The organism is Zunongwangia sp. HRR-M8 (genome assembly GCF_027594405.1).
GTDB lineage: Bacteria > Bacteroidota > Bacteroidia > Flavobacteriales > Flavobacteriaceae > Zunongwangia.
In genome coordinates this window covers 3,305,907-3,330,000 of sequence record NZ_CP115161.1, presented here as the reverse complement: position 1 = coordinate 3,330,000, position 24,094 = coordinate 3,305,907, and the positions used below count along the sequence as shown (strand labels likewise).

The window sequence follows — 24,094 nt, the reverse complement described above, 5'->3', positions numbered from 1 at the left end:
ATTAAAATTATTGTTGTCTAATTTATTATTTGCATTGTAGATGTAAGCAATCCCCCCACTCATACCTGCAGCGAAGTTTCTACCTATTTGTCCTAATATTACTGCTCGACCACCAGTCATGTACTCACAACCATGATCGCCAATTCCTTCGATCACCGCTTTTGCGCCTGAATTCCTAACGCAAAAACGTTCTCCGCCAATACCATTAATGTAAGCTTCACCATTAATCGCTCCATATAATGCAACATTTCCTATGATTACATTTTCGTCCGATTTAAATGTAGCTTCTTCTGGTACGCGAACAGTGAGTGTTGCTCCACTAAGCCCTTTTCCGAAGTAATCATTTGTGTTACCGGTAACATTTAAGGTGAGACCACGTGTAGCGAAAGCACCAAAACTTTGACCAGCAGAACCTTTAAAGTTAAGTTCTAGTGTGTTTTCTGGTAATCCTCCCTCGCCGTGAATCTTTGAGATTTCATTACTCAGTATGGCTCCAGTTGTTCTGTTAATATTCGAGATTTTAAAGTCTAGGCTCATTTTTTCTTTGCGATAAATCGCTGGATGTGCCTTACTTAAAATATCAAAATCTAGAACGTGTTCTAACCCATGATTTTGATCCTGAGTTTTATATAAAGGTATGGCTTTGTCGATATTTGGTTTGTAAAGAATGCCAGACAAATCTATTCCTTGAGCTTTGTAATGCTCAATAGCTTTATCCATATCTAGTTTTTGACTTTGCCCAACCATCTCGTTTAATGTTCTAAAGCCTAAGCTCGCCATTATTTCGCGTAACTCCTGTGCAACAAAATACATGAAATTGATAACGTCTTCAGGTGTACCTTTAAAGTTCTTTCTCAATTCAGGATCTTGCGTTGCAATACCAACGGGACAAGTATTTAAATGGCATGCGCGCATCATAATACAACCTGATGCAACTAATGGAGCAGTTGAAAAACCAAATTCTTCGGCTCCTAAAAGACATGCAATTGCAACGTCCCGTCCTGTTTTTAACTGACCATCACATTCAACTGTAATTCTGCTTCTCAGATTGTTTAGCAATAAGGTTTGCTGGGCTTCAGCAATACCTAACTCCCAAGGTAAACCTGCGTGTCTTAATGATGTTAGCGGCGATGCTCCAGTACCACCATCATATCCAGAGATTAAAACAACATCGGCCTTTGCTTTTGCAACACCAGCAGCGATGGTTCCTACACCTACTTTAGATACAAGTTTAACATTTATTCTAGCTTCTCTATTGGCATTTTTAAGATCGAAAATTAACTGGGCTAAATCTTCGATAGAATAAATATCATGGTGAGGAGGAGGCGAAATTAAACCTACGTAAGGAGTAGAATTTCTGGTTTTTGCGATATCTGGATTCACTTTTGGACCAGGCAGTTGTCCGCCTTCACCCGGCTTTGCACCCTGAGCCATCTTAATTTGGATCTCTTTAGCATTAGACAGGTAATTAATTGAAACACCGAATCTTCCTGAGGCTACCTGTTTGATGGCACTATTTCTCCAATTTCCGTTAGCATCGCGAGTAAAACGGTTTGCATCTTCACCACCTTCACCACTATTACTTTTTCCCTGTAAGCGGTTCATGGCAATCGCAAGATTTTCGTGGGCTTCTTTACTAATGGAGCCAAACGACATTGCACCTGTTTTAAAGCGCTTTACAATTTCTGTCCAGGGTTCAACTTCTTCTACCGGGATTGGATTTAATTTTTTGAATTTAAACATCCCCCGAAGAGTCATCAGGTTTTTAGTCTGATTATTAACGAAGTTGGAATATTCCTTGTATGTTTGAAAACTGTTTTGCTTTACTGCTTGTTGTAGTTTTGCTACAGAAGCGGGATTTAACATATGGCGTTCCCCATTTCTTCTCCAGCGATAATCACCACCAATTTCTAGATCTAAACCAGTTTCAGTTTCTGGTGGATTAAAGGCTAATTGATGTCTTTTCTGGATTTCCCTTTCGATTTCATAAAGCCCAATACCTTCAATTCTCGAAGGAGTATTGGTAAAGTACTTATTAGTGAATTTCTTATTTAAACCTAGAATTTCAAAAATTTGTGAACCACGGTAGGAATGTAAGGTAGAAATACCAATCTTATTCATGATTTTAACGATACCTTTTCCAATCGCTTTATTGAAATTTTTAACCGCTACATCTGGATCTTTCTCATCAATATCACCGTTTTCAGAAAGTTTATAGATGATTTCATTTACCATATAAGGGTTAATAGCACATGCGCCGTAACCAAATAACAATGCAAAATGATGTGGTTCCCTAGGTTCAGCAGATTCAATTACGATTCCGAAAGCAGATCTTCTTTTGTGTTTTTTAAGTTCGTGATGAACAAAAGAACAAGCCAAAAGGGATGGAATAGGAGCTAACTTATCGCTTACATTTCTATCTGAAAGTATAATGATATTTCTATCCTCATCTACTGCTTTTTTAATTTCCAATACAATTTGATCCAGTCTTTCCTCAAGACCGTTCATTCCTTTTTCAACTTCATATAATATTGAAATTGATTTTGCACGGAAATCGTCGTGTTCTATATATTTGATTTTATCCAGATCTTCGTTTGAGATCACGGGATTTTGAATTCTAAGTTTCTTAGCATGATCTGGGGTGATATCAAAAATGTTTTTGTCTTCACCTATGGATAAGCTAATGTCGGTAACAATTTCTTCACGTATTCCATCTAATGGAGGATTGGTTACCTGAGCAAATAATTGTTTAAAATAATTAAAAAGTAATTGCGGTTTATCTGAGAGTACTGCCAAAGGAATATCTGTTCCCATAGAACCAATCGCCTCTTTTCCCTGCGTAGCCATTGGGCTAATGATCGTCTTGATATCTTCTAAAGTATATCCAAAAACTTTTTGTCTTGTCTGGAATTCTTCTGGCTCTATAGGGGTTTTGTTTCCGGTATATGGTACTTCAGCTAGTGGTAATAAATTTTCCTTTAACCATTTTCTATAAGGTCTCTTTGATACAATTTGTTCTTTAACCTCTTCATCGCCAATTATTCGACCTTCAACCATGTCTACTAAGAACATTCTTCCAGGTTCAAGGCGACCATGTAATTCAACATTTTCAGGTTTTACATCAACAACACCTGTTTCAGAAGACATAATTACATAACCATCTTTGGTTAATGTATATCGGGATGGTCGTAAACCATTACGGTCTAACAGAGCACCAATGTATTGTCCATCGGTAAAGGGGATAGAAGCAGGGCCATCCCAGGGTTCCATTATGCAGGCATTATATTCGTAAAATGCTTTTTTACTGTCTGTCATCGAAGGGTTTTTCTCCCAAGCTTCAGGAACCATCATCATGATAGCTTCTGGAAGAGAACGCCCAGTTTGTAAAAGCATTTCTAAAACCATATCCATAGAAGCAGAATCTGATTTTCCTTCTAAAGTTACTGGTAATATTTTTTTGATGTCATCACCAAAAATCTCACTTTCAAAAAGCTCCTCACGGGCTTTCATTCGGCTTAAATTCCCTCTTAGTGTATTGATTTCACCATTATGACACATATATCTAAATGGCTGTGCCAAATCCCAGGTAGGGAATGTATTTGTAGAGAATCGTTGGTGAACCAAAGCAAGTTTGGTTACCAGATCTGGATCGTTAAGATCTTTATAGTAGATATTGATGTCTTGAGGCATCAATAATCCTTTGTAAATAATAGTTTTTGTTGATAAACTAGGAAGGTAAAAATATTCAGCTTCGCCTAAATTAGAACTATATATTTTATGTTCTGCAATTTTACGAGCTGCAAATAACTTAGCTCTAAAATGTAAGTCATTTGTATCTTCATCTTTACCAATAAAGATTTGTTGAACATTAGGTTCGCTTAAAGTAGCGATGCTTCCCAAACAGGATTTATCTACCGGGACTTCTCTCCAGCCGATAATATTTAATCCTTGATTAATAATTTCTTCTTCAAAAATCTCTTTACATATTTTCAATTGATTTTCTGATCTTGGGAGAAAAACCATCCCTGCCGCATACTCACCAAATTCTGGTAGGTTGAAATTGCAAACTTTTTTGAAAAAATTATGTGGAATTTCGATCAATATACCGGCACCATCTCCGGTTTTTCCATCTGCACTTACAGCCCCGCGATGCTCTAATCGAATTAAAATATCTAAAGCTTTATGGATAATATCATTTGTTTGCTTACCTTTTAGGTTACAAATGAATCCCGCGCCGCAATTATCTCTCTCAAATTCAGGCAAGTATAGCCCCTGCTCTTTTGGTGTCATATCCTATCTTCCTTATGTTATTACTACAAAAATATCTAAATTAGTAAAGAAAATGAAAGTAATAACACTAAAGAGCTTACAAAATTCAGCAAAACTAAATAAAATCTTAATTTTTATTAATCGTTCAAAGAATTAGAGTGTAAATTCCGAATTATGTAATGGTAAATTATAGATTTTGATATAAAAAAACTCGCTACGAATAGCGAGCTGATTTTATGGGTTTTAATGACTAATATTTAAGTACGCTTCTTGAAATTACAATTTTCTGTATTTCTGAAGTTCCTTCGTAAATCTGCGTAATTTTTGCATCTCGCATTAATCGCTCGACATGATATTCTTTTACAAAGCCATTGCCGCCATGTATTTGTACTGCCTCTACTGTCACATCCATTGCTGTTTGCGAGGCACTTAATTTTGCCATCGCACCACTTAAATCGTAACTTGTTTTCTGGTCTTTGTCCCAAGCAGCTTTCATTACTAAATGTCGTGAGCTTTCTATAGCCGTATACATATCTGCAAGCTTAAAAGCAATAGCCTGGTGATTGCTAATTTCAGTACCAAAAGCTTTACGTTGTTTACTGTAATCCCTAGCTAGTTCGAAAGCGCCAGAGGCAATTCCCAAAGCTTGCGCTGCAATACCTATCCTACCACCCGATAATGTTTTCATAGCGAATTTGAAACCAAAACCATCTTCGCCAATCCTATTTTCTTTAGGAACTTTTACGTCGTTAAAATTTAAAGAATGCGTGTCGCTTCCTCTAATTCCCAACTTGTTTTCTTTCGGGCCAATTTCAAAACCTTCCCATCCTTTTTCTACAATAAAGGCATTTATTCCGCGGTGTTTTTTATCTCGATCGGTTTGTGCGATTACCAGATAGTAATCTGCGGTACCACCATTGGTAATCCAGTTTTTGGTTCCGTTTAATAAATAATGATCTCCTTTATCGATTGCGGAAGTACGCTGAGAAGTAGCGTCACTACCAGCTTCGGGTTCAGATAAGCAAAATGCACCTAATTTTTCTCCAGTTGTAAGCTTTGCCAGATATTTCTCCTTTTGTTCTTTAGAGCCATAGGTGTCCAATCCCCAGCAAACTAAAGAGTTGTTTACCGACATGATAACGGATGCTGATGCATCGATTTTAGAAATTTCTTCCATGGCCAGGACATAACTAATAGTGTCCATCCCACCACCGCCATATTCAGGTGAAGCCATCATTCCCATAAATCCAAGTTCCCCCATTTTCTTAACTTGCTCTTTTGGGAATTCTTGTTTCTCATCTCTATCGATAACGCCGGGAAGTAATTCATTTTTAGCAAAATCGCGAGCGGCATCGCGAATCATTATATGTTCTTCGGTTAATTCGAAATTCATTGAATATAAATTTAGAAAAAGATAATTATACTTATCAAATATAAATTTTTAGTGTGTATTTTTCAACAAAAAATATTTATTTTTGAGAATATGAGAAAAAAAGACTATTTCGTAATTGGAGTGATGTCTGGCACTTCGTTGGATGGAATTGATTTGGCATACCTCCATTTCTCTGCTGAAAATAACTATAATTTTAAAATTCTTGAGGCTCAAACTATAGATTATTCTGAAGAATGGCGCGAATTGCTGAATTCAGGAATTTCTTTGAACCAAGAAGAGTTAAAAGATTTAGATAAAAAGTATACTAGATATTTGGCCAACGTGATTCTTCAATTTATTGCTGACTATAAGATCGACAATCTGGATGCTGTTTGTTCGCATGGCCATACGATAAAACATGAGCCACAAAATGGATACACTTTACAAATAGGAAATCTCCCTGAAATTGCAGATTATCTTCAAAGTAATGTGGTTTGCGATTTTAGAGTTCAGGATGTTGCGTTAGGGGGGCAAGGAGCGCCACTGGTGCCTATTGGCGATCAATTACTTTTTAGCGAATATCAATATTGTTTGAATTTAGGGGGCTTTGCAAATATCTCTGAAGAGCGAAATAAGAAAATGCTAGCTTACGATATTTGTGCTGTAAATACCGTACTGAATTATTTTACTAAGAAATTGGGAAAAGCTTACGACGATAAAGGCCAAATTGCTTCAGGGGGACGGTTACATAAAAAATTACTTCAGCAATTAAGCAATCTTAATTATTATGCTAAAAAACCTCCAAAATCTCTCGGCATCGAATGGGTAAAAGCTGAAGTTTTGCCGCTTATTGATTCCGAAGAAATACCTATTCCCGATATTTTACATACCTATACGGTACATGTAGCACAGCAATTAGCAAAAGTTTTGGATAATAATGTAGGATCTAAAATTTTAGTGACGGGTGGTGGCGCGTTTAACGATTTTCTTATTCAACAATTTAGAGAGTATTCAAATTGTGAATTTATAATTCCAGATAGCAAGATTATCGATTTTAAAGAAGCTTTAATTTTTGGATTGTTAGGTGTACTTAAATTAGAAGGGAAAGTGAACGTTTTAAGTTCGGTTACCGGCGCTAAAAAAGATCATTCTTCAGGAAAGGTATTTGCCTTTGAAGCTATTTAAATTTTATGAATAATTATCTTTGACGCAAATCACACATACATGAAAGAATTATTAAAAGTTTACGAGAATAAAGAACCGGAAATTGTTTTTCATTGGAATGATCCTGAAACGGAAGCTGAGGGTTGGACGGTAATCAACTCTTTAAGAGGTGGTGCCGCTGGAGGTGGAACCAGAATGCGAGAAGGATTGGATAAAAATGAGGTGCTTTCTTTAGCAAAAACAATGGAAGTAAAATTTACCGTTTCTGGACCTGCTATTGGTGGAGCAAAATCGGGAATAAACTTCGATCCTAAAGATCCACGTAAAAAAGGTGTTTTAGAGCGTTGGTATAAAGCGGTTTCTCCTTTATTAAAAAGTTACTACGGAACTGGCGGTGATTTAAATGTAGATGAAATTCATGAAGTAATACCTATTACTGAAAATTGCGGAGTTTGGCATCCACAAGAAGGTGTTTTTAACGGCTATTTTCAACCAACCGAAGCAGATAAGATTAATAGAATAGGCCAGCTTCGCCAAGGAGTAATTAAGGTTTTAGAAAATACAGATTACTCTCCAGATATATCCAGAAAATATACTGTAGCCGATATGATTACCGGTTTTGGTGTTGCTGAAGCTGTAAATCAATATTATAATATTTACGGTGGAGCTATAAAAGGTAAGAAAGCGATCGTACAAGGATTTGGAAATGTAGGTTCGGCGGCTGCTTATTATTTATCGCAGATGGGAGCAAAGGTAGTCGGGATTATCGATCGTGCCGGTGGTTTAATTAAAGAAGACGGTTTTTCTTTTGAGGAAATCAAAGACTTATTCTTGAACAAAGAAGGAAATACACTGAATGCACCAAACTTAATTCCTTTTGAAGAAATCAATGAGAGAATATGGAATATTGATGCTGAAATCTTTGCGCCATGTGCAGCTTCTAGATTGGTAACTAAAGATCAAATTTCTAATTTAATCGATAGAAAGTTGGAAGTGATTTCTTGTGGGGCAAATGTTCCTTTTGCAGATAAAGAAATTTTCTTTGGCCCTATTATGGAATTTATTGATGAGCGTGTAAGTTTAATCCCAGATTTTATTTCGAATTGCGGGATGGCTCGCGTATTTGCTTATTTTATGGAGCGTCGCGTACAAATGACAGATGAGGCTATCTTCAATGATACATCAATCACTATTAAAAATGCAATCCAGAATACGTTCAATAATAATAGTAGCAGTACAAATATTAGTAAAACCGCATTTGAGGTTGCTCTTAAACAGTTAGTATAACATATTCATTTCCTTATCTGTTAGTAATTTCTTAATGAATGCAGATAAGGAATTATTCTGATGATTATTTTACTAAATTTGGGCAACAATTTAAATCCGTTTATCACGTTAAACTAAAAAACCCTAATCAATTAGTATGCTATATTTTATTCAGCAGGATACCATTGCGCAAACAGCGCAGGATACTGCAGCGGTTTCAGAAGAAAAAACACTTTCTATATTCGATTTATTATTAAGTGGTGGTATTGCTGGGCAGATCATTATCCTTATTCTTTTTATTTTACTTTTTGCCGCGGTTTATATCTATTTTGAGAGATTGTTTGCTATAAAATCGGCAAGCCAGGTAGATAAAAACTTTATGCATCAAATTAAAGACAGTGTTTCTAACGGTAATATCGAGTCGGCAAAAATGCGTTGCTCTCAAGCAGATAATCCCGTAGCAAGACTAACCGAAAAAGGAATTTCAAGAATTGGTAGTCCACTAGAGGATATCAATACCGCTATTGAAAATGCTGGCCGTCTGGAAGTTTATAAACTTGAAAAAAATGTTAGTATTCTTGCAACTATTGCTGGAGCTGCACCTATGATTGGTTTCTTGGGTACGGTGATTGGAATGGTAATTGCTTTCCATGAGTTAGCAACTAGTAGCGGTCAGGCACAAATGGGACTGTTAGCTGAAGGTATTTATACAGCAATGACGACCACTGTTGCAGGTCTAATTGTAGGGATTATCGCTTATATTGGATATAACCATCTGGTGGTAAAGACCGATAAAGTTGTGCATCAAATGGAAGCTACTGCGGTAGACTTTTTAGATCTTTTAAACGAGCCAGCTTAATATGAATTTAAGAGGGAGAAATAAAGTTAGTCCGGAGTTTAGTATGAGCTCAATGACAGATATTGTATTCTTGTTATTGATATTTTTTATGCTAACTTCTCCGGTAATTACTCCAGAGGCTTTGGATCTAATTCTTCCAAAAGCTAAAGGAAAGACCACAAACCAGCAGAATGTTTCGGTAAGCATAACTAAAGAACTGCAGGTGTATATTAATGATGAGCGAATTAGTAATTCAGCCTTAGAAAGTACATTGAAAAGTAAACTGGCAGGAATAGAAAATCCAACAATAATTTTACGTGCAGAAGAAGGTGTGCCAATCGAAAAGGCAGTAAACGTAATGGATATTGCTAATAGAAATAGATATAAAATAGTCCTAGCGGTAAAACCGGAATAATATGGCGCTCTTAGAAACCAAACATGAAAAAAAATCTTTAACGATTACAGTAGTATTACATATACTGCTGCTAGTCATTTTATTCTTTTTTGGTTTTACTTATCTAGATCCACCACCAGAGGACGGTATAGCTATTAATTTTGGTACATCTGAAGTAGGGTCAGGAAACGATCAGCCTACCAAGCCTATTGAATCTGCACCTAAAAATACAAGTCCGGCGGTTACACCTCCGGAGCCTGAACCTGTAGTTGAAGATCAGGTGGTAACTCAGGAAGTGGAAGAAGCACCTGTAGTTGAAGAAAAAAAGGAGGTCAAAAAACCCGTCGAAACCGAAAAGCCAAAAGAAAAGCCTAAGAAGGAAGAGCCTGCAAAGAAACCAGATCCAAAGCCAGATAAATCTACTACCGATGCGATGAGTAGCATTTTAAATGGTCCTGAAAGAAGCGGAGAAGCAAGTGGAGGAGAAGGTAATGATAATGCAGCTGGAGATAAAGGTTCTCCAGATGGCGATCCAAATGCAAAAAGCTATTATGGTAATGGAGCTGGGCTTGATGGCGATGGTAATTATCGTCTTGGTGGTAGACGCGCTTTAAATAAAGAAAAATTTGTTCAGGATTGTAACGAATCTGGTATTGTTGTGGTTCGTATAGAGGTAAATCGCCAGGGACAGGTAATTGCAGCTACTCCTGGTGTAAAAGGAACCACTAATAATGCTACTTGTTTAACAGAGCCAGCACGGAAGGCAGCAATGGCAACTAAATTTAATAGTGATACAGATGCTCCTTCTCGTCAGGTAGGAACTATAGTTTATAACTTCAAATTATCTGAATAATTGATGACTTATCAGAAAACTGTTGATTGGATGTTTCAACAGTTACCCATGTATCAACGTGTGGGAAGTTCAGCTTTCAAAAAAGATTTATCCAATACCTTAAAACTAGCAGCGCATCTTAATAATCCTGAAAACGATTTTAAGAGCATCCATGTGGCGGGAACTAATGGAAAAGGTTCTAGTAGTCATATGATAGCTTCGGTGTTGCAGGAAGCAGGTTATAAGGTTGGATTATATACTTCACCTCATCTAAAAGATTATCGAGAACGCATTCGAATAAACGGTAATTATATTTCGGAAAAAGCTGTTGTCGATTTTATAGAAAATAATAGACCTTTTTTAGAAGCAGAAAGTTTGTCTTTTTTTGAGATGAGTGTAGGAATGGCATTTTGGTATTTTGCTGAAGAAAAAGTAGATATTGCAGTTATTGAAGTTGGAATGGGAGGTCGTTTAGATTCCACTAATATCATTACTCCTGAAGTTTCTTTAATAACCAATATTGGTAAAGATCATACCCAATTTTTAGGGAATACATTAGATGAAATTGCCGGAGAAAAAGCAGGCATTATAAAAGAGAATATTCCTGTTGTTATTTCAGAAAAACATCCTGAAACAGAACCTGTATTCAGAAAAATCGCAAAAGAAAGAAATTCTGAAATTGTTTTTGCTGAAGAACGTAAGATTCCTGTAGATCTTAGTACAGATCTATTGGGAAGTTATCAGCAAAAGAATATAAACGGAGTTGTTGCAGTTATCAATCAGCTTATTTTTCAAGATTGGTTAATTTCTGAAGATAATCTTAGAGAAGGATTAAATAATGTTCGAAGAAATACTAATCTTAGGGGGCGATGGGATGTTCTTCAGTATTCACCCAAAGTAATTTGTGATACGGCTCATAATAGCGACGGACTAAAATATGTGTTCGAGCAATTAAAAAATGAAAAGTACGAGCAATTGCATTTTGTTTTGGGCGTAGTTAGCGATAAAGATTTAGATGAAATATTACCAATGTTTCCTGAAAAAGCTATTTATTATTTTTGCAAGCCAGATGTTCCGCGAGGTTTAGAGGCTGAAAAATTAATGCAGAAATCTACTGAATTTGGGTTAAAAGGAAAGGTATTTGAAAGTGTTTCAATTGCTTATGATTTCGCTTTGAAAAATGCTAGAGCAGAAGATTTAATTTTTTGTGGGGGTAGTAATTTCACTATAGCTGAAATAATTTAAAATTTTTAATTTTTTTCTTTGTGCAGAAGAAAAACTAATCTATATTTGCACTCGCAATAATGAATGGGGCGCGTAGCTCAGTTGGTTCAGAGCACTTGGTTTACACCCAAGGGGTCAGGGGTTCGAATCCCTTCGCGCCCACAACCATTCAAAAGCTTCCGTAAAAGGAAGCTTTTTTTAGCTAAGGCATTCATTAGGGCGCGTAGCTCAGTTGGTTCAGAGCACTTGGTTTACACCCAAGGGGTCAGGGGTTCGAATCCCTTCGCGCCCACAAAAAGAAAAAGCTTCCAAATCTGGAAGCTTTTTTTATTTATTCTCTGTTCATTTATAGAACATCTGTTAATTTTTCTAAGGCTATGCCGCGTGATCCTTTTATCAAGATGTAAGAGTTAGTTATTGGTTCTTTGCTAAGGAAGTTTTTTAAGGCGTTTGTCGTCTCAAACTTTTTAAATGAGGTGGGAGTTATAGCTTCTTTAAAATGTTTTCCAATTAAATAGACTTTTTCGAATCCTGAATCTTTGCATATGTCTACAATAGATTGGTGCTCCTCGGCAGTATATTGCCCTAATTCTAACATATCACCAATAATCACTACTTTATTAAGAGCTGTAGATAGTTCTTTAAAATTTTTCAATGCCGAAAGCATGCTTGTTGGATTGGCATTATAGGCATCAAGTAAAAGTGTATTGTTTTTTGTCTTTTGAATTTGGGATCTATTATTGCTTGGTGAGTAATTGGCAATAGCGCTTTTAATATCCTCAAACGGAACTTTAAAGTATAATCCAATGGTTAAGGCTGCAGCTGCATTAAAAGCGTTGTATTGCCCGGTTAATTGACTCGTAAAGTTTACGTTGTTAAAGTTGAAAGATGCAAACTCTGATTTATTTTCAGAATTGTAATTAATAGTAACAGCGGCGCTCTCGCTGGTTCCGAAGGTGAAGATGTGGGAGTAGCTATCATGTAGTTTTTGAACTGTATCATCTAAATTCAGAAATAAAAGCTTCTTATGATCTATAAGATGTTGGTATAATTCGCTTTTCCCTTTAATAACTCCTTCAATGCTTCCGAAGCCTTCTAAATGGGCTTTTCCGAAATTCGTAATATAACCGTAATCTGGTAAAGTGAGTTCTGTAAGAAATTCAATTTCTCCCTGGTGGTTGGCTCCCATTTCAACTATACCAACTTCCGTAGTTTGGTCCATTTTTAATAAGGTGAGTGGGACACCAATATGATTATTTAAATTTCCACTTGTAGCTACAGTATGGTATTTTTTAGAGAGTACGGCGTTTAATAATTCTTTGGTGGTGGTTTTGCCGTTACTTCCGGTTATTGCAATAATGGGTATTCCTAAAAATTGTCGGTGAAAAGTAGCTAATTCCTGCAAAGCCTTTAGGCAATCATCCACAAGGATATAGTTTTCTTGTTCTTTAGCGTAAATCTCTTCATCTACAATAGCAACTTCAGCTCCTTTAGATAAAGCTTCTTCTGCAAACTGATTTCCATTAAAATTTGAACCTTTTAGCGCAAAGAATAGGCTGTTGGGTTTAATGTTTCTGGTGTCTGTGCTAACTCCTGAACTTGTTAGGAATCTACGGTGTATTTTTGCTATATTCATGAAATTAAGGTATAAAAAAAGCCCTAAATGAATAGGGCTTTTTCTGTGAATATTTCTTTAAAACTGAAAGCTCTATTTGCTTTTAGCTCTTTTTATGTTATCCATGGATTTTGATCCTACTTTAGACATTGCATTTCTAAAACCAATATAATCGGTAGCCATATCTTGTGGGAAATATCTTCTTTGTGATGGATCTAACCAGTAAGCACGGTCTCTCCAAGAACCACCTTTATAAACTCGAACGTCATCACTAATTAAGGTTGTTCTTTCCTTGCTGTCGTATTTTGGTTTAGCCTGTGTTGTATCTCCGGTAGCTACTCTGTCGTAGTCTGGAGAATTGTACATTCTTTTAGAAGAATTGTCGATATCCTGAAAAGGTTGATAGTAACGGCTAGAACTTTTATCTCCATCTCTAAAATCTCTGTTGTCGCTTTTAGAAAAGTTAGTTCTCATGTAAGTATCATCTTCAGTTATTGGTTTCTGAAGAATTTCACCTGGTAGATTTCTAGCTACAACTCTTCCTGTACTAAGAGTGTCGTATTTTATGTCGTCACTTCCTACTACCTGAACTGTACCATCTTCATTGATGCTGTTTTCAGTATAAACATTTCCTCTATAATAGTTGAAATCATTAAACTCATCATCAACGATTGGGCGATAAACATCAGCAACCCATTCTGCCACGTTTCCAGCCATGTCATAAAGGCCAAAATCATTTGCTTCGTAGCTCATCACCGGGGCGGTAATATCTGCTCCATCGTCACTCCATCCGGCAATACCACCGTAATCACCAGAGCCTTGTTTGAAGTTCGCTAATTGATCACCTTGTTTTCTTAAATCTCCACTACGAGTGTATCTTCCGTCCCAAGGGTATTTTTTTCTACCGCGATAATTATTATAGTCACGGATACCAACCAAGCCTAAGGCTGCATATTCCCATTCCGCTTCTGTAGGAAGACGATACTCTGGATATAAAATTCCGTCTTTACGCTGTACATATTGTTTACCACCAGAAGTATTCCCAAGACTATCTGTAGATTGATTCTCTAATAATTTTTGAGATTTCTTACCACTCTGGGTCATTTCTGTGTTTCCACCGTAAACCCGGCTTGGCGCATTGATATAGGTTTCTGTGCTAAATGTGGCACCTGCATCATTTTTATATAAAGTTTCTTCAGCAATATATCCAGTTTCAACTAGCTGTTTTTCGTTTACACGATCGGTTCTCCATTTACTGAATTCGGCAGCTTGAACCCAACTAACTCCAACTACAGGATATTCTGCATAGGCAGGATGTCTTAGATAGTTGTTTACCATAGTTTCGTTGTATCCAAGTCGGTTTCTCCAAACTAAGGTATCAGGAACTGCACCATAATAAATATTTCTATAATTTTCCTGGCTAGGTGGGAAAACTCTTTTTAACCAATCCAGATACTCTAGGTACATACGATTAGTAACTTCAGTTTCATCCATATAAAAGGACTGAACGTGCTGCTGAGTAGGAGTGTTATTCCAATCATGCATCACATCATCCTGTACTTGTCCCATTGTAAAAGTACCTCCTTCAATAAATACTAAGCCAGGAGCAGGCTCTTGTTCGTCGTAGTCTGTTTTTGATTGAAATCCACCGTCTTTAGAATTAATATCCCAACCGGTAGCTCTGGAGCTGTTTTTGTAATTTTTTGAATTGTTACATCCTACTAGACCAACGCCCAAAGCGATGGTAAAAAGTGCTCTGAAAGCAGTTTTCTTTCTCATTCTCATGTTCTCTTTAGGTAGAATTTAGGCTTTGCAATATAATAATTAACGCTAAAAGTACAAGTTTATTTGCCCTTAAACCAATACTTTAATCTCAATACATGTCAAAATAAGTATTTGCTCTCTTCAAATACTTAGGCAAATATGCACAAATAAAATGCCTAAAGCTGTAAAATTAATATTTTTTCTACGCTTTTTGCTTAAAAAATAATGTTTGTTATGTAGTGAAATTTTGTTTATCCAATCCAGCTGGTTCATTTTCTTTCTAACGAAGGATTAGAGTGTTTAATCGAAAATTAAAAAGAGCTTCCTTAGCTTCTAATAATATTGGCATATATTTGTTTATCATTTAGTTTACTGCGATGAAAAAACTTTCAACAATTTTATTATTAGGTCTAGTTTTCACTTCTAATCATTTTCGTGCACAAGAATTGAGAGATCGGGTAATTACTACAGCTGTCCCTTTCTTGCTTGTGGCTGCAGATGCTAGAGCAGCCGGTATGGGAGATCAAGGTGTGGCTACTCCTGTAGATGTCTTTTCTCAGCAATGGAATCCTGCAAAATTTGCTTTTGCAACTTCAGAAAATGGGATAGGAATGTCTTATACTCCTTATTTAAAAGATATTGTAAGTGATATCTTTTTAGGGGATTTAAGTTATTATCGTAAAATTGACGATCGTAGTGCGTTTGCGGCTAGTTTTAGATTTTTTAGTTTGGGAACTATAGAAACTAGGCAAACCATTGACCAATTTCCTTTGCCTGTAAATCCTAACGAACTAACTTTTGATGCTTCTTATGCTTTAAAGCTTAGTGAAACTTTTTCTATGGCAGTTGCGGGAAGATACCTGAGATCTGATCTTGGTTTGAGTGACGGCCAGGATCTAGGTGCAGCCGGAAGTTTTGGTGTAGACGTAGCAGCATATTATCAAAGTGAAGAAGTAGTATTTCAGAATTTCGACGGAATATGGAGATTAGGAGTTAATATAAGTAATATTGGTCCTAAGATGAAATATGATGATGCTGGGCAGGAAAATTTTATTCCTACTAATTTGAGACTCGGTGGAGGTTTTGATTTTATTTTTAATCCAGATAGTAAGCTCGGTGTTTATTTAGAGTTCAATAAATTGCTTGTTCCCACTCCTCAAGATTTTAATGGAGATGGTGTTATCGATCGAGAAGACGATGATACCTATAATAATGTAAGTGCAATTAGTGGTATTTTTAAATCTTTTTCTGATGCTCCAAATGGGTTTAGTGAAGAGATGAAAGAAGTTACCTGGGCGCTTGGTACAGAATATTCTTTTAGAGATGCTATAAAATTGAGGGCAGGTTATTTTAATGAGAGTGATGAAAAAGGCTATCGTAAGTTTGTGTCTTTTGGAGGCGGGTTTACGTATGATGATTTTGTGATAATCGATGTTTCGTATTTATTTTCTACTTCAGATTTTCCAAGTCCCTTAGATAAAACTTTACGATTTGGTCTTACTTTTAATTTTGGTGATGAATACATTAATTAGTGAAAATATAAAATAACAATTTGAAAAAAGCACCAATTTTATTTTGGTGCTTTTTTGTTTACTTTGGTAGCCCGAAATTTTCATTATGGAAAAAATTAAGTTTTCAGCAGAATTAGATGTTTTTCAGTCGAAATCTGAATTGCCAAAGCCTATTCAAATTTTAATGAATAAAGCTATAGTAGCAAGAGATAAGGCCTACGCTCCCTATTCAAATTTTAAGGTAGGCGCTGCAATTTTGATGGACAATAATGAAGTTGTTTCTGGTAGCAATCAGGAGAATGCTGCGTATCCATCTGGATTATGTGCAGAACGGACTGCAATTTTTTACGCCGGTTCTAAATATCCTGGAATGCCAATGAAAGCTTTGGCTGTTACGGCTAAATCGCTTAGCAAAGAAATTACTTCGCCTATCCCACCATGCGGTGCTTGCCGGCAGTCGATTTCAGAATATGAAGTGAATCAATCTACAGGAATTCCAATCTATTTTATGGGAGAAACTGGAAAAGTGTATAAAGCGAAATCGATAAAGGATTTATTACCGTTTATTTTCGATAAACTTAATCTGTAGTCCTATAAAGATTTTTGCACTAAAACTGTTTTCCATTCTTATTATAAATAGTATTTTTGTTACTCGCTTGGCGAAATCTATCTGTAAAGCCATAAAAATTTTTAAGTAAATGAAGAAAATAACAAAAGCCACCTATTTAAAGTGGTATGAGGATATGCTGTTTTGGCGTAAGTTTGAGGATAAGCTTGCGCAAGTTTATATTCAGCAAAAAGTAAGAGGTTTTTTACATTTGTATAACGGGCAAGAAGCTATTTTGGCAGGAGCTTTACATGCGATGGATACCGATAAAGATCGTATGATTACGGCTTATCGTAATCACGTACAGCCAATTGGTTTGGGAGTAGATCCTAAAAGAGTAATGGCAGAGCTTTACGGTAAAGGTACAGGGACTTCACAAGGTTTAGGAGGTTCTATGCATATCTTTTCTAAAGAACATCGTTTTTATGGTGGTCATGGTATTGTTGGAGGACAAATTCCTTTAGGTGCCGGGCTTGCATTTGCAGATAAATATTTTAAAAGAGATGCAGTTACTCTTACATTCATGGGAGATGGGGCAACTCGTCAGGGATCTTTGCATGAGACCTTAACAATGGCTGTGAACTGGAATCTTCCAGTAGTTTTTTGCGTAGAAAATAACGGTTACGCAATGGGAACTTCAGTAGCAAGAACTGCTAAAAGTACGGATATCTGGAAACTTGGGAATGGATACGAAATGCCATGCGCGCCGGTAGATGCGATGGATCCAGAGAAAGTTGCAGAGGCTTTAGATGAAGCAATAACGCGTGCAAGAAAAGGTGAAGGCCCAACATTCCTAGAGCTTAAAACGTATCGTTATAGAGGACACTCAATGAGTGATGCTCAGCACTATAGAACGAAGGATGAAGTTGCAGAATATCAAAAAATCGATCCAATTACTAAGGTTAGAAATATTCTTATTAAAGAGAAATATGCGACCGAGGATGATATCAAGGATATTGATAAGCGAGTGAAAGATAAGGTGAAAGAATGTGAACAGTTTGCTGAAGAATCTGCTTTCCCAGATAAAAACGTAATGTACGATGTGGTTTACGAACAAGAGGATTACCCTTTCTTACCACATAAACTATAATAATTATGGCAGAAGTAATTAACATGCCGCGATTAAGCGACACCATGGAAGAAGGTGTTGTGGCAAAATGGTTAAAACAAAAAGGAGATAAAGTAGCTGAGGGAGATATTCTTGCTGAAATCGAAACCGATAAGGCGACGATGGAGTTTGAATCTTTCTACGAAGGTACATTATTACATATAGGAATTGAGGAAGGTGAAACAGCTCCGGTAGATACGCTTTTGGCAATCATCGGGGAAGAGGGAGAAGATATTTCTGGACTTTTAAATGGAGGTTCTTCTGAAGCTGCTGATGATGATAAGTCTGAAGAAGGTGAAGAAGAGACTGCCGAAGACGAGGCTGCCTCATCTGAAGGAGGAGAAATTCCTGAAGGTGTAGAGATAGTAAAAATGCCACGTCTTAGTGATACTATGGAAGAAGGTACAGTTGCTTCCTGGTTGAAACAAGAAGGTGATGAGGTTTCTGAAGGAGATATTCTTGCTGAAATCGAAACCGATAAGGCGACGATGGAATTTGAATCTTTCTACGAAGGTACGCTTCTTAAAATTGGAATTGGAGAAGGAGAAACTGCTCCTGTAGATAGTCTATTAGCGATTATTGGTCCTAAAGGAACCGATGTTTCTAATATTACCGGTGCTAGTGCTCCAAAAAAATCTGCTCCTAAAGCTGATAAAGAAACTTCTGCAGCTAGAGAGAATGTAGAAGAAGCTACATCAGACGAAACGAAATCAACATCAGAAGATGGTAGAATTTTCGCTTCTCCACTGGCTAAAAAAATGGCAGAGGATAAAGGAATTGATCTATCTAAAGTAGAAGGTTCAGGAGAGAACGGAAGAATTGTTAAGAAAGATATAGAGTCTTACAAGCCATCTGCTGCTCCTGCCGCCAAAGAAGAAACTACAAAGAAAGAAGCAGAAACTTCTGTAGCTGCTCCTTATGTTCCTGCTGGTGAAGAAAGTTTTGAGGAGATCAAAAATTCTCAAATGCGTAAGACAATCGCAAAACGTCTTGGCGAATCTAAGTTTACTGCTCCACACTACTATCTTACTATAGAGGTAGATATGACTAATGCTATGCAGTCCAGAAAGCAGATTAATGCGATGCCAGATACTAAGGTATCTTTCAATGATATGGTAATTAAAGCTAGCGCAATGGCACTTCGTAAACATCCGCAGGTAAATAGCCAGTGGACTGGTGATGCAATGAAAATTGCCAAACATATCCATATGGGGGTTGCCGTAGCTGTAGAAGAAGGTCTTGTTGTTCCTGTGCTTAAATTTGCAGATCAAATGTCGATGACGCAAATAGGAGGGAATGTTCGTGACCTGGCAGGTAAAGCACGTAATAAAAAACTTCAGCCAAAAGAAATGGAAGGAAGTACTTTTACAGTGTCTAACCTAGGCATGTTCGGTATTACTGAATTTACCAGTATCATTAATCAACCAAATTCAGCTATACTTTCTGTAGGAGCTATCGTAGAGAAGCCTGTAGTTAAGAATGGCGAGATTGTAGTTGGTAATACAATGAAGCTCACTTTAGCTTGTGATCATAGAACTGTAGATGGTGCAACCGGTGCGGCTTTCTTAAAAGATCTTAAGACATTTATAGAGAATCCAGTGACTATGCTCGCATAAAATAATCTGGATATTAGAATAGATAAGAATCCCACGTTTAATCGTGGGATTTTTTTATTTTAGCTAACATGAGAAAACCAATTATAACTTTAGGAATCCTGGCTATTAGTATGGCCGGATTGTTTTCCTGTAACGCTCAGGGAACGGCAGAGATAGAAATTTCTGCAAACGATATGAAAGATAATTTGGAGTACTTAGCTTCAGATGATTTATTGGGCCGTAAAACGGGAACAGAAGGAATAGAAAAAGCAGCAAATTTCATTACAACCATATTTAAGGAAAATGGCGTAAAATCTTACTACGATACTTATCGTGATCATTTCACAATAGGGGATACCAAGGCATTCAATTTAGTAGGTTATCTAGAAGGGAATGATCCTAAACTTAAAGATGAATTTGTAGTTATTGGAGCGCATTATGATCATATTGGTGTAGTTAATGCCGTAGAGGGGGATTCTATCGCTAACGGAGCTAACGATAATGCAGCAGGAACCACAGCAGTGGTAGAGTTAGCTAAATACTTTGCAGAACTTAAAGATAACAAGCGAAGTGTTTTATTTATTCTTTTTAGTGGAGAAGAAATGGGATTAAAAGGATCTTACCATAGTGCAAAAAGACTTAAAGAAGAAGGAATCGATCTATACACCATGATTAATCTTGAGATGATTGGAGTTCCCATGGCGGGCAAAGATTATCTGGCATATGTAACCGGATTCAAGGAAAGTAATCTTGCTGAAAAATTTAATGAATATACAGGGGAGCAAACTTTAGGGTTTTTACCGGAGGCAAATCAAATGAATTTGTTTAAAAGAAGCGATAATTATCCTTATTATGCGGAATTTAAAGTGCCTGCACAAACCATTTGCACGTTCGATTTTACAAATTATCCGTACTACCATCATGTAAAGGATGAGGTTTCAGAAATGAATCCAGAACATATGGCGAATGTTGTAGAAGCTATTATTCCTGGAATCCATAAAGTGTTAAATACTCCGGAAAAGGAGATAAAGATGAATTAGAATGAAGAATGTGGTTATAACCGGAACAAGCCGGGGTATTGGTCTAGAACTGGTAAAAGTTTTTGCTGAAGAAAATTTTAATGTATTGGCGCTTTCAAGAAATCAGGCGCCAGTATCTGAAATGAAATTGGACAATATTAGCAGCTTTTCTTTTGATCTTGGAAAAGAATCCGACTTAAAAAAAGCTTCAGATTTTGTAGAAAAAGAATGGAATGGTAAAATAGATATTCTTATCCATAACGCAGGAGCTTTTTTGAATAAACCATTTCAAGAAACCACTCTAAGCGAGTTTAGAAATATTTACGAGGTTAATGTTTTTGGTTTAGTAGGTTTAACACAGCAGTTAATGCCATTTATGACTGCTGAATCTCATATTGTAAGTATCAGTAGTATGGGAGGCGTTCAGGGAAGTATGAAATTCGCTGGTTTATCGGCATATTCTTCCAGTAAAGCTGCAATTATAACTTTAACTGAACTTTTAGCTGAAGAGTATAAAGAATCGGGACCAGTATTTAATGTCTTAGCATTGGGAGCAGTACAAACTGAAATGTTAGCAGAAGCATTTCCTGGTCTTGAAGCTCCGCTTTCCGCAGCAGAAATGGCTTCCTATATTAAAAATTTCAGCTTAACAGGAAGTAAATTCTATAATGGGAAAATGCTTCAAGTTTCTAATAGTACGCCTTAAATTGGATTGATGAATCAGGTGCTTTCAAGATATTTGCCTAGTCATGCGGTAGAGCCGGCTTTTATGCTTATTCGTGATAATAATGTGCATTTAAAAGTGGTAAACGAACGCCGCACTCGGCATGGCGATTATAGAAGAATGCCAGATGGGACGCAGCAAATAACAATTAATGCTAATCTCAACCAATATCGATTTTTAATCACTTTGGTACATGAAATTGCACACTTGCTTGCTTTCGAAAAATACGGAAGAAGAATTAAGCCGCACGGTAGAGAATGGAAGTTGACTTTTAGAAACTTAATGCTGCCATTTATTCATCCTGAAATTTTTCCGTCAAAATTACTACCGCTAATAGCTAATCATTTTAAAAATCCAACAGCAAGTAGTGATACAGATGCTAGATTATCAATAGCTTTAAAAAGTTTTGATCAACCAAACGATAAAAACTATATTTTTGAAGTGCCAGCTGGTGCATTGTTCAGGATCTATAACGGAAAGGTCTTTAAAAAAGGTCCAAGAAGAATTAAGCGTTACGAGTGTCTGGAAGTGAATAGCGGTAAAATTTATTTATTTCAACCTAATGCTGAAGTAGAGCTGATTAAAGCTTAAATTCATTATCTGCTGAAGAATATGGAAAACGAAAACAAAAACGAAGAAATTCAAGAGGAATATCAGGCAAAGGCAAAAGGGTTTTTTCAGAGTACAAAAGTATTTATAAACGATCTTTTAGATATTCGAACCGATAGTGATCGCGAATCTACATTAGAAGCGGTAAGAAAAGATATTTCCTTTAAAGGTCACAATGCCTGGATTCTTATCTTTTCCATATTTGTAGCGTCCATAGGGCTTAATGTAAGTAGCACGGCGGTCGTTATAGGAGCGATGCTTATTTCTCCATTAATGGGACCAATTGTAGGTGTTGGAATGTCGGTTGCCATTAATGATGTAGATACGCTAAAAAAGTCGCTCAAAAACCTCGGTATCATGGTAGTGCTGAGTGTGCTTACGGCTTTTGTATATTTTAAAATCTCTCCTGTTACAGAAATTACTCCAGAGCTTGAAGCAAGAACCTATCCTACGATATTAGATGTTTTAGTGGCCATTTTTGGTGGTCTGGCATTAATAGTTGGTAAGTCTAAAAAAGGAACTATTGCGAGTGTAATTATGGGAGTGGCAATTGCTACGGCTTTAATGCCACCACTTTGTACTGTAGGTTTTAGTCTGGCAAATTCTCAATGGCAAAACGCAGGTGGTGCCTTTTATCTTTTTTCTATAAATGCTGTTTTTATTGCACTTTCGACCTTTGCGGTTGCTAAACTTTTAGGTTTTCCATTGGTGCGATATGCCAATAGCAAGAGGCGAAGAAGAACAGCTCAAATTGCGTCGGCAGTTGCGGTGATTGTAATGATTCCTAGTATCATTTTATTTATAAATCTTTTGAATAAAACCTTATTTGAGACTAAAGCAAAAGATTTTGTTAGTAATGATATTCGTTATTTGGGAGCAGAAGTTTTAAAGCAGGAATCCGATTTTGATAATAAAAGAATTGATGTCTATTTAATAGGTAAGCGAGTTCCGGAAGGTACAGTAGCCACCTGGCGGGCTAAGCTAAATGAAATTGAAGCTCTTAAAGAATCACAGCTTATTGTACATCAAAATGCTGAGGACGGCGGAAATCTAGATCAATTATCCTCACAGGTTCGTAGTGGTATTTTGGAAGATTTGTATATGAAAAATCAGGAAGTTGTTGAGAATAAAGATGCCAAGATTCGCTTATTGGAAGACCAAATAAAAAGATACCGAACTTCTTTATTCGATTTTGAAAGTCTTAGTAAAGAAGCTCAGGTGAATTATAGCGAAATTAGGAATCTTGGATATTCTAATCAGGTTATTACTGATTTTCAGAAAGTAGATACCATTCCAACATTTACAATTACCTGGAAAGATAAAGTTACTGCTACTGAAAAAGAAAATAGCAGAAAGAAATTCGAAGCCTGGTTAAATGTTAGGCTAGAACTTGATACATTAAGTGTAAAATCTACTAATTAGTAACCTTGCAGTTGCGCTTCTCTTACTTTTTTAAATAAGTCTGAAGAATACACAAAATCGGTCACTGTTTTGTCTGTGGTCTTAAAGATTTCGTCTTTGTTGCCTGTCCACGCTAAAACGCCATCTTTTAAAAACGCAATTTTTTCACCAATTTCCAGAACCGAGTTCATATCATGGGTAATGATAATTGTGGTTATATCATACTCATGTGTGATTTTCTGAATTAAATTATCTATAACAGTAGCGGTCGTAGGATCTAATCCCGAGTTAGGTTCATCACAAAATAAATATTTTGGCTGATTTACAATAGCCCGTGCTATAGAAACACGTTTTTGCATACCACCACTAATTTCTGAAGGGAATTTATCATCTGCACCAACAAGGTTTACGCGCTCCAAAACGAGACTAACTCGTTCTTCCATCTTCGCTTTCTTCATCTTGGTGAACATTTTCAGCGGAAACATAACATTTTCTTTAACTGTCATAGAGTCAAAAAGTGCTCCTCCCTGAAAAACCATTCCAATTTCTTTCCTTAGCTCTCTTCTTTCTTCATCAGAAAATGTACTATAAGGTTTGCCATCGTATTCAATTACGCCTTGTTCAGGAGTAAAAAGACCGAGCATATTTTTTAAAAAAACACTTTTTCCAGATCCAGATTGGCCAATTATTAAATTAGTTTTTCCGCGCTCGAAAACAAAATCGATACCTTTTAAAACTTCTTCGCCATTAAAAGCTTTATGTAAACCTTTTACCTCTATCAT

19 protein-coding genes and 2 tRNA genes (1 of these 21 running past the window's edge) are annotated in these 24,094 nt (G+C 36.5%); 16 read left to right on the top strand and 5 right to left on the bottom strand.

Going from position 1 to position 24,094, the window contains the following annotated elements; genetic code table 11:
* Positions 1 to 4,290: the 5' portion of a glutamate synthase large subunit gene (gene gltB, locus PBT89_RS14500; protein ID WP_270062478.1), read on the bottom strand. 234 nt of this gene lie to the left of the window's left edge; the window shows 4,290 of its 4,524 coding nt (coding positions 1-4,290); its start codon is at positions 4,288 to 4,290; the stop codon falls past the left edge of the window.
* 229 nt (positions 4,291 to 4,519) lie between these two features.
* Positions 4,520 to 5,662 (bottom strand): acyl-CoA dehydrogenase, encoded by a 1,143-nt coding sequence (locus tag PBT89_RS14495; protein WP_270062477.1) that lies wholly within the window; start codon positions 5,660 to 5,662, stop codon positions 4,520 to 4,522.
* A 90-nt stretch (positions 5,663 to 5,752) separates the two neighbouring features.
* Between PBT89_RS14495 and PBT89_RS14490 the strand changes: the two genes are divergently transcribed.
* From PBT89_RS14490 to PBT89_RS14455, 8 genes are all read left to right on the top strand, one after another.
* Positions 5,753 to 6,826 (top strand): anhydro-N-acetylmuramic acid kinase, encoded by a 1,074-nt coding sequence (locus tag PBT89_RS14490; RefSeq protein WP_270062476.1) that lies wholly within the window; start codon positions 5,753 to 5,755, stop codon positions 6,824 to 6,826.
* Positions 6,827 to 6,865: 39 nt separating this feature from the next.
* Positions 6,866 to 8,092, top strand: a complete 1,227-nt coding sequence (locus tag PBT89_RS14485) for a Glu/Leu/Phe/Val dehydrogenase dimerization domain-containing protein (RefSeq protein ID WP_270062475.1) — start codon at positions 6,866 to 6,868, stop codon at positions 8,090 to 8,092.
* A gap of 136 nt (positions 8,093 to 8,228) precedes the next feature.
* Positions 8,229 to 8,930 (top strand): MotA/TolQ/ExbB proton channel family protein, encoded by a 702-nt coding sequence (locus PBT89_RS14480; RefSeq protein ID WP_270062474.1) that lies wholly within the window; start codon positions 8,229 to 8,231, stop codon positions 8,928 to 8,930.
* A 1-nt stretch (position 8,931) separates the two neighbouring features.
* Entirely contained in the window at positions 8,932 to 9,324 is a 393-nt protein-coding gene (locus PBT89_RS14475; protein ID WP_084841259.1) for an ExbD/TolR family protein, read from the top strand.
* Position 9,325: 1 nt separating this feature from the next.
* Positions 9,326 to 10,156: an energy transducer TonB gene (locus PBT89_RS14470; protein WP_270060202.1), complete on the top strand. Its 831-nt coding sequence runs from the start codon at positions 9,326 to 9,328 to the stop codon at positions 10,154 to 10,156.
* A gap of 3 nt (positions 10,157 to 10,159) precedes the next feature.
* Positions 10,160 to 11,380, top strand: coding sequence for a bifunctional folylpolyglutamate synthase/dihydrofolate synthase (locus tag PBT89_RS14465; protein ID WP_270062473.1), 1,221 nt, complete (start codon positions 10,160 to 10,162; stop codon positions 11,378 to 11,380).
* A gap of 66 nt (positions 11,381 to 11,446) precedes the next feature.
* Positions 11,447 to 11,521: transfer RNA gene (locus PBT89_RS14460), tRNA-Val, on the top strand.
* Positions 11,522 to 11,576: 55 nt separating this feature from the next.
* Positions 11,577 to 11,651: transfer RNA gene (locus PBT89_RS14455), tRNA-Val, on the top strand.
* A 54-nt stretch (positions 11,652 to 11,705) separates the two neighbouring features.
* On the opposite strand, the gene PBT89_RS14450 is transcribed toward PBT89_RS14455, so the two are convergent.
* Positions 11,706 to 12,995, bottom strand: a complete 1,290-nt coding sequence (locus PBT89_RS14450) for a UDP-N-acetylmuramoyl-tripeptide--D-alanyl-D-alanine ligase (protein WP_270062472.1) — start codon at positions 12,993 to 12,995, stop codon at positions 11,706 to 11,708.
* 72 nt (positions 12,996 to 13,067) lie between these two features.
* Positions 13,068 to 14,759 (bottom strand): gliding motility lipoprotein GldJ, encoded by a 1,692-nt coding sequence (gene gldJ, locus PBT89_RS14445; RefSeq protein ID WP_443089602.1) that lies wholly within the window; start codon positions 14,757 to 14,759, stop codon positions 13,068 to 13,070.
* Positions 14,760 to 15,115: 356 nt separating this feature from the next.
* On the opposite strand from gldJ, the gene porV reads away from it, so the two are divergent.
* From porV to PBT89_RS14405, 8 genes are all read left to right on the top strand, one after another.
* Complete coding sequence (gene porV / locus PBT89_RS14440) at positions 15,116 to 16,270, top strand: type IX secretion system outer membrane channel protein PorV (RefSeq protein WP_270062471.1); 1,155 nt, start codon at positions 15,116 to 15,118, stop codon at positions 16,268 to 16,270.
* A gap of 85 nt (positions 16,271 to 16,355) precedes the next feature.
* Positions 16,356 to 16,838 (top strand): cytidine deaminase, encoded by a 483-nt coding sequence (cdd, locus tag PBT89_RS14435; protein ID WP_270062470.1) that lies wholly within the window; start codon positions 16,356 to 16,358, stop codon positions 16,836 to 16,838.
* Between the two features lie 109 nt (positions 16,839 to 16,947).
* Positions 16,948 to 17,946: a pyruvate dehydrogenase (acetyl-transferring) E1 component subunit alpha gene (pdhA, locus tag PBT89_RS14430; RefSeq protein ID WP_270060208.1), complete on the top strand. Its 999-nt coding sequence runs from the start codon at positions 16,948 to 16,950 to the stop codon at positions 17,944 to 17,946.
* A 5-nt stretch (positions 17,947 to 17,951) separates the two neighbouring features.
* On the top strand, positions 17,952 to 19,580 hold the full coding sequence (locus tag PBT89_RS14425; protein WP_270062469.1) for a pyruvate dehydrogenase complex dihydrolipoamide acetyltransferase: 1,629 nt from the start codon (positions 17,952 to 17,954) through the stop codon (positions 19,578 to 19,580).
* A gap of 68 nt (positions 19,581 to 19,648) precedes the next feature.
* Positions 19,649 to 20,599 carry a M28 family peptidase gene (locus PBT89_RS14420; RefSeq protein ID WP_270062468.1) on the top strand — a complete coding sequence of 317 codons (951 nt, stop codon included), beginning with the start codon at positions 19,649 to 19,651 and terminating at the stop codon, positions 20,597 to 20,599.
* Position 20,600: 1 nt separating this feature from the next.
* Complete coding sequence (locus PBT89_RS14415) at positions 20,601 to 21,284, top strand: SDR family NAD(P)-dependent oxidoreductase (protein ID WP_270062467.1); 684 nt, start codon at positions 20,601 to 20,603, stop codon at positions 21,282 to 21,284.
* A gap of 9 nt (positions 21,285 to 21,293) precedes the next feature.
* Positions 21,294 to 21,893, top strand: coding sequence for a SprT-like domain-containing protein (locus PBT89_RS14410; protein ID WP_270062466.1), 600 nt, complete (start codon positions 21,294 to 21,296; stop codon positions 21,891 to 21,893).
* 21 nt (positions 21,894 to 21,914) lie between these two features.
* On the top strand, positions 21,915 to 23,333 hold the full coding sequence (locus PBT89_RS14405) for a DUF389 domain-containing protein (protein ID WP_270062465.1): 1,419 nt from the start codon (positions 21,915 to 21,917) through the stop codon (positions 23,331 to 23,333).
* On the opposite strand, the gene PBT89_RS14400 is transcribed toward PBT89_RS14405, so the two are convergent.
* Positions 23,330 to 24,094, bottom strand: a complete 765-nt coding sequence (locus tag PBT89_RS14400) for an ABC transporter ATP-binding protein (RefSeq protein ID WP_270062464.1) — start codon at positions 24,092 to 24,094, stop codon at positions 23,330 to 23,332. The two genes, PBT89_RS14405 and PBT89_RS14400, sit on opposite strands and share 4 nt — an antisense overlap.